This window comes from Alkaliphilus hydrothermalis, from assembly GCF_016908555.1.
GTDB lineage: Bacteria > Bacillota > Clostridia > Peptostreptococcales > Natronincolaceae > Alkaliphilus > Alkaliphilus hydrothermalis.
Genome location: NZ_JAFBEE010000005.1, coordinates 133,689 through 148,564, shown reverse-complemented (window position 1 = coordinate 148,564; position 14,876 = coordinate 133,689). Strand labels below are relative to the sequence as shown.

17 protein-coding genes and 1 other annotated feature are annotated in these 14,876 nt (G+C 37.3%); all 17 genes read left to right on the top strand.

The genetic code is table 11. The features are described 5' to 3' along the window. The first annotated feature begins 3 nt into the window (after positions 1-3). The 17 genes from floA to JOC73_RS05655 all read left to right on the top strand — a co-directional run bounded on the left by floA (position 4) and on the right by JOC73_RS05655 (position 14,872). Positions 4-1,005 (top strand): flotillin-like protein FloA, encoded by a 1,002-nt coding sequence (floA, locus tag JOC73_RS05735; RefSeq protein ID WP_204401061.1) that lies wholly within the window; start codon positions 4-6, stop codon positions 1,003-1,005. Between the two features lie 28 nt (positions 1,006-1,033). Continuing rightward, positions 1,034-1,567 (top strand): hypothetical protein, encoded by a 534-nt coding sequence (locus JOC73_RS05730; protein WP_204401059.1) that lies wholly within the window; start codon positions 1,034-1,036, stop codon positions 1,565-1,567. A gap of 210 nt (positions 1,568-1,777) precedes the next feature. After that, positions 1,778-2,053 (top strand): sporulation protein YqfC, encoded by a 276-nt coding sequence (gene yqfC, locus JOC73_RS05725; protein WP_204401057.1) that lies wholly within the window; start codon positions 1,778-1,780, stop codon positions 2,051-2,053. Between the two features lie 39 nt (positions 2,054-2,092). Further along, positions 2,093-3,262: a sporulation protein YqfD gene (gene yqfD, locus JOC73_RS05720; RefSeq protein WP_207755058.1), complete on the top strand. Its 1,170-nt coding sequence runs from the start codon at positions 2,093-2,095 to the stop codon at positions 3,260-3,262. Positions 3,263-3,265: 3 nt separating this feature from the next. Continuing rightward, positions 3,266-4,279 carry a PhoH family protein gene (locus JOC73_RS05715; protein ID WP_204401055.1) on the top strand — a complete coding sequence of 338 codons (1,014 nt, stop codon included), beginning with the start codon at positions 3,266-3,268 and terminating at the stop codon, positions 4,277-4,279. Between the two features lie 24 nt (positions 4,280-4,303). Further along, positions 4,304-6,412 (top strand): HD family phosphohydrolase, encoded by a 2,109-nt coding sequence (locus JOC73_RS05710; protein ID WP_204401053.1) that lies wholly within the window; start codon positions 4,304-4,306, stop codon positions 6,410-6,412. Continuing rightward, positions 6,396-6,851 carry an rRNA maturation RNase YbeY gene (ybeY, locus tag JOC73_RS05705; RefSeq protein WP_204401051.1) on the top strand — a complete coding sequence of 152 codons (456 nt, stop codon included), beginning with the start codon at positions 6,396-6,398 and terminating at the stop codon, positions 6,849-6,851. The genes JOC73_RS05710 and ybeY overlap by 17 nt, the downstream gene beginning before the upstream one ends. Before the next feature lie 14 nt (positions 6,852-6,865). Continuing rightward, positions 6,866-7,564, top strand: a complete 699-nt coding sequence (locus tag JOC73_RS05700; RefSeq protein WP_204401049.1) for a diacylglycerol kinase — start codon at positions 6,866-6,868, stop codon at positions 7,562-7,564. Positions 7,565-7,600: 36 nt separating this feature from the next. Then, positions 7,601-8,197 (top strand): DUF502 domain-containing protein, encoded by a 597-nt coding sequence (locus JOC73_RS05695; protein ID WP_204401047.1) that lies wholly within the window; start codon positions 7,601-7,603, stop codon positions 8,195-8,197. A 42-nt stretch (positions 8,198-8,239) separates the two neighbouring features. After that, complete coding sequence (locus tag JOC73_RS05690) at positions 8,240-9,352, top strand: DUF3048 domain-containing protein (RefSeq protein WP_204401045.1); 1,113 nt, start codon at positions 8,240-8,242, stop codon at positions 9,350-9,352. Positions 9,353-9,384: 32 nt separating this feature from the next. After that, positions 9,385-9,795, top strand: a complete 411-nt coding sequence (locus JOC73_RS05685) for a cytidine deaminase (protein WP_204401043.1) — start codon at positions 9,385-9,387, stop codon at positions 9,793-9,795. Between the two features lies 1 nt (position 9,796). After that, positions 9,797-10,684 carry a GTPase Era gene (era, locus tag JOC73_RS05680; RefSeq protein WP_204401041.1) on the top strand — a complete coding sequence of 296 codons (888 nt, stop codon included), beginning with the start codon at positions 9,797-9,799 and terminating at the stop codon, positions 10,682-10,684. 222 nt (positions 10,685-10,906) lie between these two features. Continuing rightward, a complete protein-coding gene (locus JOC73_RS05675) occupies positions 10,907-11,050 on the top strand; it encodes a YqzL family protein (protein ID WP_204401040.1) in 144 nt (47 codons plus the stop codon). Between the two features lie 42 nt (positions 11,051-11,092). Next, on the top strand, positions 11,093-11,845 hold the full coding sequence (gene recO, locus JOC73_RS05670) for a DNA repair protein RecO (RefSeq protein WP_204401038.1): 753 nt from the start codon (positions 11,093-11,095) through the stop codon (positions 11,843-11,845). Positions 11,846-11,861: 16 nt separating this feature from the next. Beyond that, the gene (locus tag JOC73_RS05665; RefSeq protein ID WP_204401036.1) at positions 11,862-12,404 is read left to right on the top strand and encodes a DUF4342 domain-containing protein; all 543 of its coding nucleotides are present in this window, start codon (positions 11,862-11,864) and stop codon (positions 12,402-12,404) included. 55 nt (positions 12,405-12,459) lie between these two features. Beyond that, positions 12,460-12,630 (top strand) — a binding site (T-box leader). 65 nt (positions 12,631-12,695) lie between these two features. Then, on the top strand, positions 12,696-14,084 hold the full coding sequence (locus JOC73_RS05660) for a glycine--tRNA ligase (protein ID WP_204401034.1): 1,389 nt from the start codon (positions 12,696-12,698) through the stop codon (positions 14,082-14,084). Between the two features lie 149 nt (positions 14,085-14,233). Then, positions 14,234-14,872, top strand: coding sequence for a helix-turn-helix transcriptional regulator (locus tag JOC73_RS05655; RefSeq protein WP_204401031.1), 639 nt, complete (start codon positions 14,234-14,236; stop codon positions 14,870-14,872). Positions 14,873-14,876 lie beyond the last annotated feature (4 nt).

Sequence of the window (14,876 nt, the reverse complement as noted above, 5' to 3'; positions counted from 1 at the left end):
TAGATGACAGGATTAGTGTCAATAGTTATTTTGGTGGCAGTTGTATTTATTCTTTTATCAGTATTTTTAAGCTTTGTACCATTAGGGTTATGGTTTACCGCTTACTTCTCGGGAGTAAGAGTAGGAATCGGTACATTAATCGGTATGCGTTTTAGAAGGGTTCAACCAATTAGAATTGTAAACCCATTAATCAAGGCAACAAAGGCAGGTCTAGATTTAAACATTGATAAGCTAGAGGGGCATTACTTAGCAGGTGGGGATGTAAATAGTGTAATAGACGCTTTAATCGCTGCTCAAAGGGCTGAAATTAACCTTGAGTTTGAGAGGGCAGCTGCAATCGATCTTGCAGGACGTGAAGTGCTTCAAGCAGTACAGGTAAGTGTTAATCCTAAGGTGATAGAAACTCCTAAGATCGCCGCTGTTGCTAAAGATGGTATTGAGGTAATGGTAAAGGCTAGGGTAACTGTAAGAGCCAATATTGAGCGTCTAGTAGGGGGAGCTGGAGAAGAGACGATTATCGCCAGAGTAGGTGAAGGGATCGTTACAACAGTTGGTTCTGCCGACAGTCATAAGGCAGTATTAGAAAACCCAGATTTGATTTCAAGAACAGTATTAACTAAAGGATTAGATGCAGGGACAGCTTATGAAATTTTATCGATTGATATTGCCGACATTGATATCGGAAGAAATATAGGTGCGCAACTTCAGACAGACCAGGCTGAGGCGGATAAGCGAATCGCTCAAGCGAAAGCAGAGGAAAGAAGAGCAATGGCGGTTGCTAAGGAACAGGAAATGATTGCTGCTGTTCAAGAAATGAGGGCTAAGGTAGTTGAAGCTGAGGCAGAAGTACCAAAGGCTATGGCAACTGCTTTAAGAGAAGGAAAGTTAGGTGTATTAGACTATTATAATATGAAAAACACATTAGCAGATACCAACATGAGGGAAGCTATTGCAGGAGCCACAAAAGAAGATACTGCTACAAAGGGCTATGATAATAAAAAATAAGAAGGCCTAACGTAAAGGATGTGATTCAATGAGTTGGGAAAGTATAATTGGTTTTATAGCCATTGCCTTGATTAGTTCCATATTTAATAAAGGAAAAAATCAAACCACCCAAAGAAGAACTTCAAATGACCGTAGGTCTCCGAACCCTTCGAGGCCGATGGAAGCTCCCAACAATAATTCTTCTAGACCTACAGTTGGAGGCGATAGACCTGTTAGTCAGCAGTCACCCAAGAAGTCCAGCAAGACAGTTGGGTTGGAGGAAATGATTCGAGAGTTACAGAAAAATATGGGTGATGTATTCAATCAATCTACTGCCAGGGAAGAAATCCAACAGGAAAAAGCTACAAAAGCAGTAGAAGAAGAAAAAATTAAAAAAAGAATAAAAGATGTAAAATCTCTTAAGGAAGTAGTGTCAGTAAGTAATCAATCTACAGTTAGTCCTATACTGGAAAATGAGATAGGAAGAGGGAATGTAGGTAAAGTAAAATTTAATCGCCACTCAATACTTCAAGGACTTATTATGTCGGAGGTATTAGAAAAACCCAAAAGTCTACGAAGATAGTTTTAATATAGCCAGCAGCCTTACGTATTTCTGGATACGCTATGGTCGCTGGCTTTTACTGTACCATGAGCATAAACTTTTATAAGCGATTGTTTATTGCCTTTATTAGCGACCTTCAGGTGGAGCCACGAGCTCCACCTTTATTTTTTAGGGAGAAGGTCTATAAAGGATGAAATTTGCATAAAAATTTATAGATAGGAGGTGTGCCGAATGAAAAAATCTGATGAAATTAAAAAGAGTATAGCAGACCTATTGGAACTTCCACAGGATATCATGTTAGATCTTCCAAAAATTACAGTGGTGGGCAACCTTCAAATTTATATTGAGAATCATAAGGGAATACTGGAGTATTCCTCAACTAGGATTAGAATCTATACTAAATGTGGAGTTTTAAGAATCATTGGGAAAAATTTATTGCTAAAAAATATTGTTGTTGAAGAGATTGTAATAACAGGTGAAATCAACGGAGTGGAATTTATGGATTAGGGAGTGGGTCAGGTGTTAATACTGAGACTATGGAATTATATGAGGGGTTATGTTATCATTAGAATAGAAGGACTCTATCTAGAAAAGTTTATTAATTATTGTATTGAAAGAGAGATTTATTTATGGAACATAAAGCGAGTAAATTATACCACCCTAGAGGCATGTGTAGGCATTAGGGGATTTAAGTCTTTGCGTAGGGTTGCCAGAAGAGCTGGTTGTAAAGTTTATCTTTCACAGAAAAATGGATATCCTTTTTGGGCCCATAAAATTAAAAAACGTAAAATGCTTTTAGTAGGAGCATTTTTTTCGTTAATGCTACTAATATTTTCATCTACTTTTATATACAATGTGGATGTAATAGGAAATGAACGCATTAGTGAGGATGCAATACTTGAGTATCTACAAGAGACGGGTCTAAAGCCAGGAACTAATCGATATGCAGTGGACCTAAGGGAAATGGAAAATTTCCTATTGGTGGAATTCCCTGAGTTGGCATGGGTGGGAATAGACCTAAGTGGTGTGTATGCTAGGGTAGAGGTGGTGGAGAAGGTGGCCCCGCCCCCTAAAATAGACAAAGATACACCTACAGACTTGGTTGCTACTAAAAATGGTGTAATTGATCGGGTAATAGCCCGTAATGGTGATGCTATGGTAAAAAAGGGAGATATCGTCGAGGTAGGAGATTTATTGGTTACTGGAATTGTATCCCGTCAGTATATGGAGAACCCTCTGTATGTCCACGCCTATGGAGAAGTGTATGCAAAGACCTATTATGAAGCAAATAAATCTATGTACTTAGTAGAGATTAATAAACATAAAACAGGAGAGAAATTCAGTAGGAGAGCCTTAAAATTTGGGGAGATTCAATTATCTTTAGGAGGAAATAATCTACCCTTTACAGATTATATTGTAGAACAAACTAATAAAAGTCTTTCCCTATGGAGGAATATAAAGCTACCTGTCGAAATCATTTTAGAGAACTATTACGAAGTGGTTGAGGTAGAGGAGCATATAGAGGTGGAAGCGGCTAAAGAAATGATGCATAAAGAAGCGGTGGAAGAATTAATGAATCAAATACCTCTAGAAGGGGAAATAATTCAGACTAAAGTTGATTTTAAACAGGAAGGGAATACCCTTAAGGGAAAATTCATAATTGAGGTATTAGAAGATATCGCCCAACAAAAGAAAATAATAACCGAGGAGGATTAACTTTTGAACAAAAATACATTCCAGAAAAAAATAAAAGTGGAGAATACTGAATTTACCAGAGAACTATTTGGTAACTTTGATGAAAATATTAACCTAATTAATAAGCGTCTTTCGGTGGATATTGTTCTGAGGGAAGAGGAAATTATTATTATTGGTGAAGAAGATGCTGTAGATTGTGGAGCAAAGTTAATTGCGGAATTAAAGGAAATTTATAAAAAAGGTGAAGGACTGACCAGTCAAACCATCAGCTATGCCATCAACCTTCTGATGGAGGGGAAAGAGGATCAAGCTAAGGAATTGGCTGGTGATGTCATCTTCATGACAGATAAGGGAAAGCCCATTAAGCCAAAAACCCTTGGACAAAAGGAATATGTATCCCTTATTGAGAACAAAGACTTAACCTTTGGAATAGGGCCAGCCGGTACTGGTAAGACCTACTTGGCAGTTGCTATGGCGGTGAAGGCCTTTAGAAATGAACAGGTAAATAGAATCATTTTGACTAGACCAGCTGTAGAGGCAGGAGAGAGCTTGGGTTTTCTGCCTGGGGATTTAAAGGACAAGGTTGATCCATATCTTAGACCCCTTTATGATGGACTATATGACATTCTAGGGGTGGAAAAATTTCAAAAATACATGGAGCGGGGAATGATTGAAGTTGCGCCCCTTGCTTATATGAGGGGTAGAACATTGGATTACTCCTTCATCATTTTAGATGAAGCCCAAAATACCACAAGGGAACAAATGAAGATGTTTCTTACTAGACTAGGTTATGGCTCTAAGGCTGTTGTTACTGGTGATATCACTCAGGTGGACTTGCCTAGGGGTAAATACTCTGGATTAAAGCATGCAGCTGATGTGCTAAAGAATGTGGACGAAATCGGTTTTAGTTATTTATCTGATAAAGACGTTGTAAGACACCATTTAGTACAGAAGATTATTAAAGCCTATGAAGTGGCTGAAATAAAGCAGGAAATGAAACCGGAGAAGAAGGACTCAAGCAAAAATAAAATCAAATAAGGCTTAGTCTTAGGAGGAATCCATATGGGAAAATATAAAAATATTAAGATTCGCCTTCAGCAGGGTTATGTAAAGATGCGAAAACAAAGAAAAATGCAACAAATTTTACTGGCGCTTTTTTTCTTTACATGTATTTTTGCTATTTTAATAACCAGTTTAAGGCCAGAAAAACTGAATCTAACGGTAGGACAACGGACACCAGCAGATATTTATTCTCCTAAAGAAATAGAGGATAAATGGGAGACAGAGAGGCTGAAGGAGATTGCCGTTGAAGGAGTGGAGTTGAAGTACAAACAGGACCCATCCTATCATCATGAGGTAAAAAAGGATGTTGAGAAGTTCTTTGTATTTTTATATAAAGTTAGGGAGTCTGAAGGTATGTCAAAGAGTGAAAGGAAAACTGCTCTTTCTGACAATGAATTGAATATTTCTGGAGATGTACTGGATATTGCCCTAAATGCCCCTATTGAAAAACTAGAGTATTTAGAAAATTATATATATCAAATAGTTGCACAAAATATGAGTAATGGTATTAAAATAGAAGACTTACAAAAAGAAAAAAGTAATATCAGGGCATTTATTGAGAGCCTAGAGGATTTTGATGATGGGTTGGTGGATTTAGGAACTGCAATCATCAATGCCACCATTAGACCTAATAAATTTTTAGATATAGAAGCGACAGAGCAAAAAAGACAAGAAGTACGGGAAAGCGTTGAAAGAGTCATGATTCGTAAAGGTGATATTATCCTGAGGGAGGGAGAAGTTGTAACGGCTGATCGCATGAGCCTTCTAAAGGATTTAGGCTTGTTGACGACAAATAGCAAACTGGACATTATGCTCTATGCTGGTATAGCACTACTGGTTTTGGTACTAGAGCTTATTGTCATTGCATATATAACTGTCTTCAACAAGGAGTTGCTAAACAAAGTGGGGATATTATGGATGATTGCTCTGATATTTGTATCCGTCACCATCATCTCCAAAGTGTTATCAAGTATCTCCATCTTTTTAATGCCTGTGGCAGCTGCTGCTATGCTTTGGGCAATACTTACGGATGCAAGACTTTCCTTAATTTTAAATTTAGCCTTGATACTATTAGTATCCGTGATTACTGGAAATGACATCACCTTTATCTTTATGGCATTGGTGGGGGGCACAGTAGGTATATTTAGCGTTTTAAATACCCAACAAAGGGGAAGTATATTTATCTCGGGCTTTATGGTGAGTTTGGCCCAAGTTATGACTGTAATGGGCTTTGGATTAATTAATAGTAGTGAGGTGGCTGGGGTTTTAGCAATCGCCTTCTACGGCATATTAAATGGTCTTTTTTGTGCCATCTTAACAGTGGGTTCATTACCCCTATGGGAATCTGTATTTGATGTTGTAACGCCTTTAAAACTATTAGAACTATCAAATCCAAACCATCCATTGTTGAAGAAGTTATTGATTGAAGCACCAGGGACCTATCACCATAGTATTATCGTAGGAAACCTCAGTGAAGCAGCAACCGGTGCTGTTGGAGGAAATGCTTTATTAGCAAGAACTGGAGCTTTTTATCATGATGTTGGAAAAACATCCAGACCTTACTTTTTTAAGGAAAATCAATTAACTTCCGAAAATCCCCATGATAAGATTAGTCCTTCACTAAGTAGTATTATTATTACTAGCCATGTGAAGGATGGTCTTGAATTGGCAAAGAAGTATAAATTGCCTCAAGAGATTGCCAATTTCATAGATCAACATCATGGGAACACACTGGTGGCCTATTTCTACCATAAAGCTAAAAATGGGGATAATGGTGATATGATGGAGGAGGAAAGCTTTAGATATAAGGGATTAAAACCGCAAACAAAGGAAACTGCTATTGTGATGCTGGCGGACTCAGTGGAGGCGGCAGTTAGGAGTTTATCGGCTCCAAATAAAGAAAAGATAGAAAAAATGATTAGTAAAATTATTAAAGATAAGTTGGAGGATGATCAGTTGGAGGAAAGTAATTTAACTTTAGGTGAGCTAGAGAAAATCAAGCAAGCCTTTGTAAAGGTTATTTTAGGTATTTTCCATGAGAGGATTGAATATCCTGATTTAGACATAAAAGAAGTAAAGGGGAGGAGAGCCCATGAATCTAATAATTGATGATCGACAAGAGGTGATGGAAGTTAGCGAAGAACTACTTCAATTACTGACGAAGGCGATGGAGGCTAGTTTAAAACATGAAGGATGGGACCCTGATTTCGAGGTAAGTTTATCACTGGTAAACAATGAGGAAATACAGGATTTGAATAAAAATTATCGAGGTAAGGATTATGCCACTGATGTTCTCTCTTTTCCTATGGTGGATGATGATTTCCCTATTGGAGAAGAAAAGCTCTTAGGTGACATTGTTATATCGGTGGAAAAAGCCCTAGAGCAAGCAGAAGAGTATGGCCATAGCTTTGAACGAGAAATGTCATTTTTAACAGTTCATAGCATGTTTCATCTAATGGGGTATGACCATGAAGATGAAGAGAGTGAAGGGAAAATGAGGGGCAAAGAGGAAGCTGTATTAAAGCAAATCGGCCAAGTACGGGAATAAATGGGGTTGGATCAATGAGGGTAAGAAAATTAATTGATAGCTTGAATTATGCAATTGAGGGCATTATATATGCCCTCAAAACCCAAAGAAATATGAAGATCCACTTTGCTGTAACCATTATTATACTAATTTTCAGCTTGTTTTTTGAGCTTAGTCGGGTGGAGTTTTTGATATTACTTTTGACTATATCCTTGGTGATTATAGCGGAAATGATCAATACTTCTATTGAAAGCGCCATTGACTTAATTACAGACCAGTATCATATCTTTGCAAAGATAGCAAAAAATGTTGCTGCAGGGGCTGTATTGATCGCAGCCGTCAATTCTATTTTTGTTGCATATTTTATATTCTTTCAAAGAATTAATCCCTACACCCAATGGGTATTGCATTCTGTAAGGCAATCCCCCATACATATTACTTTTATCGTATTTGTGATAGTAATCTTTGCGACAATTAGTCTAAAGGCTTATTTTGGAAGAGGAACACCTCTGCAGGGAGGGATGCCAAGTGGTCATGCGGCACTGGCTTTTTCTTTAGCGACATCTATTTCTTTTATCTCAGAAAGTACCTTTATTGCAACCTTATCTCTTCTAATGGCATTACTGGTTTGTCAGAGTCGGATTGAAGGGAAAATCCATAGCTTATTTGAAGTGATTGTAGGGGCTTTATTGGGTACAATAATAACAGTAATCTTTTTTCAGTTGTTTGGTTAATAGATGTTATTATGAGAAGGAAGTGGGTGAGGTCTTTTGTGGAAGGAAATACGTAACACGCTCATAACGGGACTATTGGTGATTTTACCAATGGCTTTAACTGCGATAGTGATTCTTTGGCTATTCAATCGAGTCGATATTGTCTTTAGACAACCAATAGAAAATATTATTGGGTTCAGGATTTATGGATTGGGGGTATTAATTACCCTTTTCTTAATCTTTATTGTAGGTTTATTGGCTAGAAACTACTCTGGAAACAAGTTAATCAATTTTACAGAACTGGTTTTAGAGCGAATTCCGCTGGTTAGAACGGTTTATTTTTCAATTAAACAACTGACTGAAACAATTTATGGAAGTAAGCATACAGCTTTTCGGAAGGCTGTACTGGTGGAATACCCGTCCCCAGGGCGATATTCAATAGCTTTTGTCACCTCTGATGGCTCAGAAGAGATTGTTGAAAAAACTGGGGAGGATGTAGTTGGGTTATTTATACCAACCACTCCAAATCCAACTTCTGGAGTATACATCATGATACCCAAAAAGGAAACAATACCACTGGAAATGTCGGTGGAACAAGCAATCAAACTAGTGATCTCTGGGGGAATAGTGAAGCCTGATCAGAAAAAATACTAATATAAATACACTAAAGAAAAACAAGAGAGAGGGTTGAGACAAATGAGGGGAGTTTTAAAGAAAAGTACTATTGCTTTGTTGATACTGTTAATGATTATTGGCATAAGTGGATGTAGGGCTGATAAGAATCTTTCTCAAGAAGAAAACCAAGGAGCAGAAGTAGTGGTGATTGAGGACCCCCAAGAAGATAAGGATAAAGAAATGAATGAAGAAACTCAAAAATTAGAAGGGTTTGAAATTAATCCATTGACGGGCTTATATATTGACGAGGAAGTGGCTAAAAGGAGACCTGTAGCCATCATGATCAATAACTTGAAAAAAGCAATACCCCAAAGTGGAATATCTCAAGCTGATGTGATATATGAGACTTTGGCAGAGGGAAACATTACCAGATTATTAGCTGTTTTTCAAGATTTTGATGCAGAGAAAATCGGTCCAGTAAGAAGTGCTAGACACTACTATATTGACTTAGCCTTCAATCATGATGCCATCTACATACATTATGGTGGTAGCCCACAAGCCTATGCTGCTGCATCCGATTGGAGGTCTGATAACTTAAATGGACTGTCCTATTTAGATGAGATCATGTGTTGGAGGGATCCTGTTAGAAAAAAACAAAAGGGAATGTATGAACATAGTGTATATACCAATGCAGAGAAGATTATGAAGGCTTGGGATGTTGTAAAGTATCGTAAGGAAGCTAAAGGGGAAGCGCAGGGGATGTTTGTTTTCAGCGAAGAAGAGCGTCAAATGGAGGGGAAAAAAGCTGAAAAGGTGGCGCTTCCCTTTACTAGTAAAATTACAACAAATTTTGAATACGATCCAGGGTCTGGATTATATAAAAGAATTCAGTTTAATCAACCCCATATTGATGAAATGAATAATCAACAGCTAATGACGAAAAATATAATTGTACAATATACGGAGATTAAGCATATTGCTGGTGATAAGGCAGGTAGGAGAGATGTCAAAACCATTGGTGAGGGGAAGGGGATGTATATTACCAATGGAACAGCTGTGCCTATTTCATGGAGCAAGGCAAATCATCAAGCTCCGACCATCTACAAAGACGAAAATGGAAATCATTTAGAAATGAATAAAGGGAAGACGTGGATTATCATCTTCCCAAGTAATAGACAAATCAAATTACAGTAATCTTCTAAATGTAAGTCAAGGAGGCAGAAAAAATGGAATATAAAGAGTTAATGGCAATGGCCATCGAGGCAAAGAAAAATGCTTATGTACCCTACTCTAACTTTCATGTGGGGGCAGCACTTTTAACGAAGTCTGGAAAGGTCTATACAGGCTGTAATATTGAATGTGCATCATATGGAGGTACAAATTGCGCTGAAAGAACGGCGATCTTTAAGGCGGTATCTGAAGGCGAAAAGGAATTTGAAGCGATTGCAGTAACAGGTGACGATGATGCTTATACGTATCCATGTGGGATTTGCAGACAGGTAATGGTTGAATTTGGAAAAAAAATAAAAGTAATCGTTGGAAAAAATGAAGATGAGTACAGGGTATATACGGTGGAGGATTTATTACCCCACTCCTTTACCCCAGAAGACTTAGGACATGAATGTGGAGGCTGCTAAAATGAATTTCAAATCAGGATTTGTAACAATAATTGGACGACCAAATGTAGGAAAATCTACTTTAATGAATCAAATTATCGGAGAAAAAATCGCAATTATTTCTGATAAGCCCCAGACAACAAGAAATAAGATTCAATGTGTCTACACAAATGAAAACTATCAAATTGTTTTCTTAGACACACCGGGAATCCATAAACCTAAACATAAACTAGGGGACTATATGGTGAAGGTTGCTAAAGACTCCCTTAGGGAAGTGGATTGTGTTTTGTTTGTGGTGGATGAAGGAAACAGTATTGGACCTGGAGACCGCTTCATCATGGAGCAGTTACAGGGAATTAAGACTCCTATTATCCTAGTAATGAATAAGATAGATAAAATGACTCAAGAGGAATTTAACAAACTTTATGAAGCATATAAAGCAACGGGGTTATTTGCTGACATAGTAGGAATATCAGCTATCGAAGGAGCCAATCTTCATTCTTTGGTACAAAAAATTTCTAATTACTTACCCGAGGGACCACAATATTTCCCAGGTGATATGATTACAGATCAACCTGAAAGAATTATTGTAGGGGAGATTATTCGCGAAAAAATTCTCCACTACACAGAACAGGAAATTCCCCATGGAGTAGCCGTGGAGGTATCTTTAATGAAAACGCGACCAGATAAAGATATTATCGATATCAATGCTACTATTTATTGTGAGAGAAAAAGTCACAAAGGTATTATTATAGGTAAAGGTGGAAGAAAGCTTAAGGGAATTGGAAAGAGCGCCCGTGAAGATATAGAAGGCTTACTAGGAACAAAGGTATTTTTAGAACTCTGGGTCAAGGTAAAAGAAGACTGGAGAAACAGCGAAAGCATCCTAAGAGGCTTAGGTTATGAATAAAAGCAGATGGCCCAAATCTCTGATTTGGTGGCAGTCGCTTTGTTAGAAACCGCAATACTCATTTCAATGGTTTTAAATTGAAAAAATGAGTATGGAGAGTTTCTAACATCCTTAATAAGATGGCCCAAATCTCCGATTAACAAAAATTACAATGTATAGTCCTCCCTAAATTACAAAAAATAAGAGTGTATTCTAAGAATACATAAAAAGGGAGGGGACTATATGCTTGTAAATGATTTATGGAAAGTTTTTGAGAGCACAGGTAGTTTGGAGGCATATCTATACTATAAAAGACATCAGGAGATTCTAAAACCTGAAGAGGAGCAGGATTATCCTGTTGCTGTGAATGAAAATATAGTTAAATAATAACTTCTCTTTGTACTTATATGATCTAATGGGGGACATGTAATGCTGATTAAGACCGAAGGCTTTGTTTTGAAAAATAAAAAATATGGTGAAACCGATAGTATGTTAACCATCTTTACCCGTAAAATTGGCAAAATTAATGCTATTGCAAAGGGTGCCCGCAAGCCAAAGAGTACCTTCCTGGCAGGCATTCAACCTTTTTGTTATAGCGATTTTGTATTTTATAAAGGGAAAAGTAGTCTATATAATTTAAGCCAATGTGATGCTAGAGAGATTTTTTATTGCATTCGGGAGGATTTAGATGCCCTAACCTATGGGGCTTACCTTTTGGAATTGGTGGAGGCAGTCACCAATGAGGGACAGACCAACAACCGACTTTTTAATCTTTTAGGTAAGACCCTTTCAATGCTGGCAAACAAAGATCAAAAAGACTTTGAGCTTCAAACCGTCGTTAGGGCTTTTGAAGTAAATCTATTGGCTTACTCAGGCTTCAAACCCCATGTCCATAGTTGTGTAAATTGTAATCAATCAAATTTTAAACAAATTAAGTTTAGTCACGAAGAAGGGGGAATACTTTGCCCCAAGTGCTTTACGGTGGATCCATTTGCTTCAAAAATTTCAGAAACAACAGTCAGACTAGCAAATTATTTATTAAATAAGGATATACTAGAAATACAGAAGTTAAAGGTTAATGAAGCTTTAAATAATGAATTAAAATTAATATTAAAGAAGTACATCATGGTACACATTAATAAATACCAATTTAAAAGTTTAGACATGTTGGATAAACTATAATAAGGAGTTGAAGGCAATGGACATTAATCTTGAAAAAATTGATACCATCAGAGAGCGTGCTGGAGTATCCTACAGAGTGGCAAAGGAAGTATTAGAAAAGCATAATGGAGACTTAGTGGAGGCTTTAATTGACCTGGAAGAACAGGAAAATGGTAAAAATTGGACTGAATCCATGAATGTAATGGGAAATGAAGTGATTGAAAAGCTGAAGAGGGTCATTAAAAAAGGTAATGTTACTAGAGTAATCTTAAAGAAGGATGGAAATGTTTTATTGAATATTCCTGTAACAGCAGGTGCCATAGGTGTTGTATTAGCTCCATTGGTTTCCATCGTTGGCGTTTCAGCTGCATTGGCTTCTAGAGCCACCATAGAAATCGTAAAGGATAACGGAGATATTGTAGACATTAATGACATTGCAGAGGAGAAAATTAATGATGTTAGAAATAAATTCTCTAAGCAAAAAGACAATGTAGTAGATGAAGCAGAAAATTTCAAAGAAGATGTTACTGAAGATATTGAAGAAACCTTAGATGATCTTAACAATGGTTCGGATTACTAAAAAAATCTTGACAAAAGAAGAATTATTTGTTAAATTATATATCAAATTAATATTTTAATGGGCTGTGAGGAAGAGGAGTAATTGTTTTAACTGGTTTAGCGAGCTGGAGATGGTGGGAGTCCAGTGCAGAAGAATCAATGAAGGGCGCTTCTGAGCTTAATATACTAAGGGGGTCCAATGGACCAACTAGGGTGGAACCGCGGAAGTAAAGTCTTTCGTCCCTAAGTTTTATGGGATGGGGGGCTTTTTTTATTTTTAAAAAATTTGAATAGGAAAATGGAGGGAGCTAATATGTCAACGGAAGTAACAATGGAGAAAATTGTATCTTTGGCTAAGAATAGAGGTTTTGTATTTCCAGGGTCTGAGATTTATGGAGGCTTAGCGAATACTTGGGATTATGGTCCTCTTGGAGTGGAACTTAAAAATAACGTTAAAAAGGCTTGGTGGAAGAAGTTTATCCAGCAAAGTCCCTATAACGTAGGTTTGGATTCAGCTATTTTAATGAATCCTCAAACATGGGTGGCTTCAGGTCACGTGGGTGGTTTTAATGACCCATTAATGGATTGTAAAAAGTGTAAGGCTAGATTTAGGGCGGATCAATTAATAGAAAACTTCGCAGCATCCCGAAATCAAGACATTAATGTTGAAGGTTGGGAAAACAAGCAAATGAAGGAATACATAGAGGAGAATAAAATTGTTTGTCCTGAATGCGGAGAATTAGAATATACAGATATTCGTCAGTTTAATCTAATGTTTAAAACCTTCCAAGGGGTTACGGAGGATAGTAGTACTGAAATTTTCTTAAGACCTGAGACTGCCCAAGGGATCTTTGTTAACTTCAAGAACGTTCAAAGAACTTCCCGCAAAAAAGTACCCTTTGGTATTGGTCAAATTGGTAAGTCCTTTAGAAATGAGATTACACCAGGTAACTTTACTTTTAGAACAAGAGAGTTTGAGCAAATGGAGTTAGAATTTTTCTGTAAGCCAGGAGAAGATATTGAGTGGTTCAACTATTGGAGCGATTTCTGTAAGAACTGGTTACTTAACCTTGGTATGAGGGAAGAAAGTATCAGAGTAAGGGAGCATGACCAAGAGGAGTTATCCCACTATAGTAACGCCACAAGTGATATTGAATATAGATTCCCATTTGGTTGGGGTGAGCTATGGGGAATAGCTGACAGAACTGATTTTGACCTAAAGAAGCATAGTGAACATTCAGGGGTTGATTTCACCTACATAGACCCGGTAACCAATGAGCGATATGTTCCTTATTGTATTGAACCGTCTGTAGGGGTAGACCGTGTTGCCCTTGCCTTCCTAGTGGATTCCTATCGAGAAGAAGAGGTGGGAGAGAATGATACTAGAGTTGTATTAAAATTACATCCTGCATTAGCCCCCATCAAGGCAGCAGTACTTCCATTAACTAAAAAGTTAAAGGATGAAACCCTTAAGGTATATGAACAATTATCAGAGAAGTTCACTGTGGATTATGATGATGCTGGTAGTATTGGTAAAAGATATAGAAGACATGACGAAATTGGTACTCCCTTCTGTATTACCTTTGATTTTGATTCTCTAGAAGACAATAGTGTGACAATTAGACATAGGGATAGTATGGAGCAGGAACGAATTGCAATTGATCAATTAGAGGCTTATTTAGAAGAAAAGATGAGATTCTAATCCATAAAAACAGCTGGAATTATTTTCAGCTGTTTTCTTTTTCATAGAAGGTGCAGAATATTACTAATAAGTGGCTATGGAAAAATTCATAAAAATATGGTAAATTAGTATATAATATAACATATATATTAATAGTGTAGCACAAAGGGGTGATTAATATCGAATTATCAAAGAGACAACAGCAGATCATCGAAATCGTTAAGGAGCAAGAACCGATTACCAGTGAACAAATTGCCAAACTACTGAATGTCACAAGGGCAACCCTAAGACCTGATTTGGCAATTCTAACAATGTCGGGTATTTTAGATGCTCGTCCAAAGGTTGGGTACTTCTACTCGGGGAAATCTGAAGCTAATTTATTTACCCAACAGATTAAGAATGTAAAGGTTTCCGATATTATGTCAGTGCCTTCTATTGTATCAGAGGAGACGCCAGTATATGAAGCCATCGTCACATTGTTTTTAGAGGATGTAGGGACCATTTTTGTTGTCTCTAAGGGGTCTTTAGTGGGGGTTGTGTCCCGAAAAGACTTCCTAAAGAGTGCCATCGGAGGAATTGATATTAATAAAGTACCAGTAGGTATGATTATGACGAGAAAACCTAACATTATTACAGTTATGGGGGATGAAAATGCCCTTCATGCCGCAGTAAAAATCATAGAACATGAAGTTGATAGTCTTCCAGTGGTGGAAAAAACTATGGTGGAAGATAAAGAACATCTAAAAGTGGTGGGAAAAGTATCAAAGAGCAATATCACAAAGCTTTTTGTGGAGCTATGTAAAGATTAGGAGG

Bases quoted from the DNA above. Each gene is read 5' to 3' on its own strand.
- floA (WP_204401061.1), top strand. From the start codon at position 4: ATGACAGGATTAGTGTCAATAGTTATTTTGGTGGCAGTTGTATTTATT.
- JOC73_RS05730 (WP_204401059.1), top strand. From the start codon at position 1,034: ATGAGTTGGGAAAGTATAATTGGTTTTATAGCCATTGCCTTGATTAGT.
- yqfC (WP_204401057.1), top strand. From the start codon at position 1,778: ATGAAAAAATCTGATGAAATTAAAAAGAGTATAGCAGACCTATTGGAA.
- yqfD (WP_207755058.1), top strand. From the start codon at position 2,093: ATGAGGGGTTATGTTATCATTAGAATAGAAGGACTCTATCTAGAAAAG.
- JOC73_RS05710 (WP_204401053.1), top strand. From the start codon at position 4,304: ATGGGAAAATATAAAAATATTAAGATTCGCCTTCAGCAGGGTTATGTA.
- ybeY (WP_204401051.1), top strand. From the start codon at position 6,396: ATGAATCTAATAATTGATGATCGACAAGAGGTGATGGAAGTTAGCGAA.
- JOC73_RS05700 (WP_204401049.1), top strand. From the start codon at position 6,866: ATGAGGGTAAGAAAATTAATTGATAGCTTGAATTATGCAATTGAGGGC.
- JOC73_RS05690 (WP_204401045.1), top strand. From the start codon at position 8,240: ATGAGGGGAGTTTTAAAGAAAAGTACTATTGCTTTGTTGATACTGTTA.
- JOC73_RS05685 (WP_204401043.1), top strand. From the start codon at position 9,385: ATGGAATATAAAGAGTTAATGGCAATGGCCATCGAGGCAAAGAAAAAT.
- era (WP_204401041.1), top strand. From the start codon at position 9,797: ATGAATTTCAAATCAGGATTTGTAACAATAATTGGACGACCAAATGTA.
- JOC73_RS05675 (WP_204401040.1), top strand. From the start codon at position 10,907: ATGCTTGTAAATGATTTATGGAAAGTTTTTGAGAGCACAGGTAGTTTG.
- recO (WP_204401038.1), top strand. From the start codon at position 11,093: ATGCTGATTAAGACCGAAGGCTTTGTTTTGAAAAATAAAAAATATGGT.
- JOC73_RS05665 (WP_204401036.1), top strand. From the start codon at position 11,862: ATGGACATTAATCTTGAAAAAATTGATACCATCAGAGAGCGTGCTGGA.
- JOC73_RS05660 (WP_204401034.1), top strand. From the start codon at position 12,696: ATGTCAACGGAAGTAACAATGGAGAAAATTGTATCTTTGGCTAAGAAT.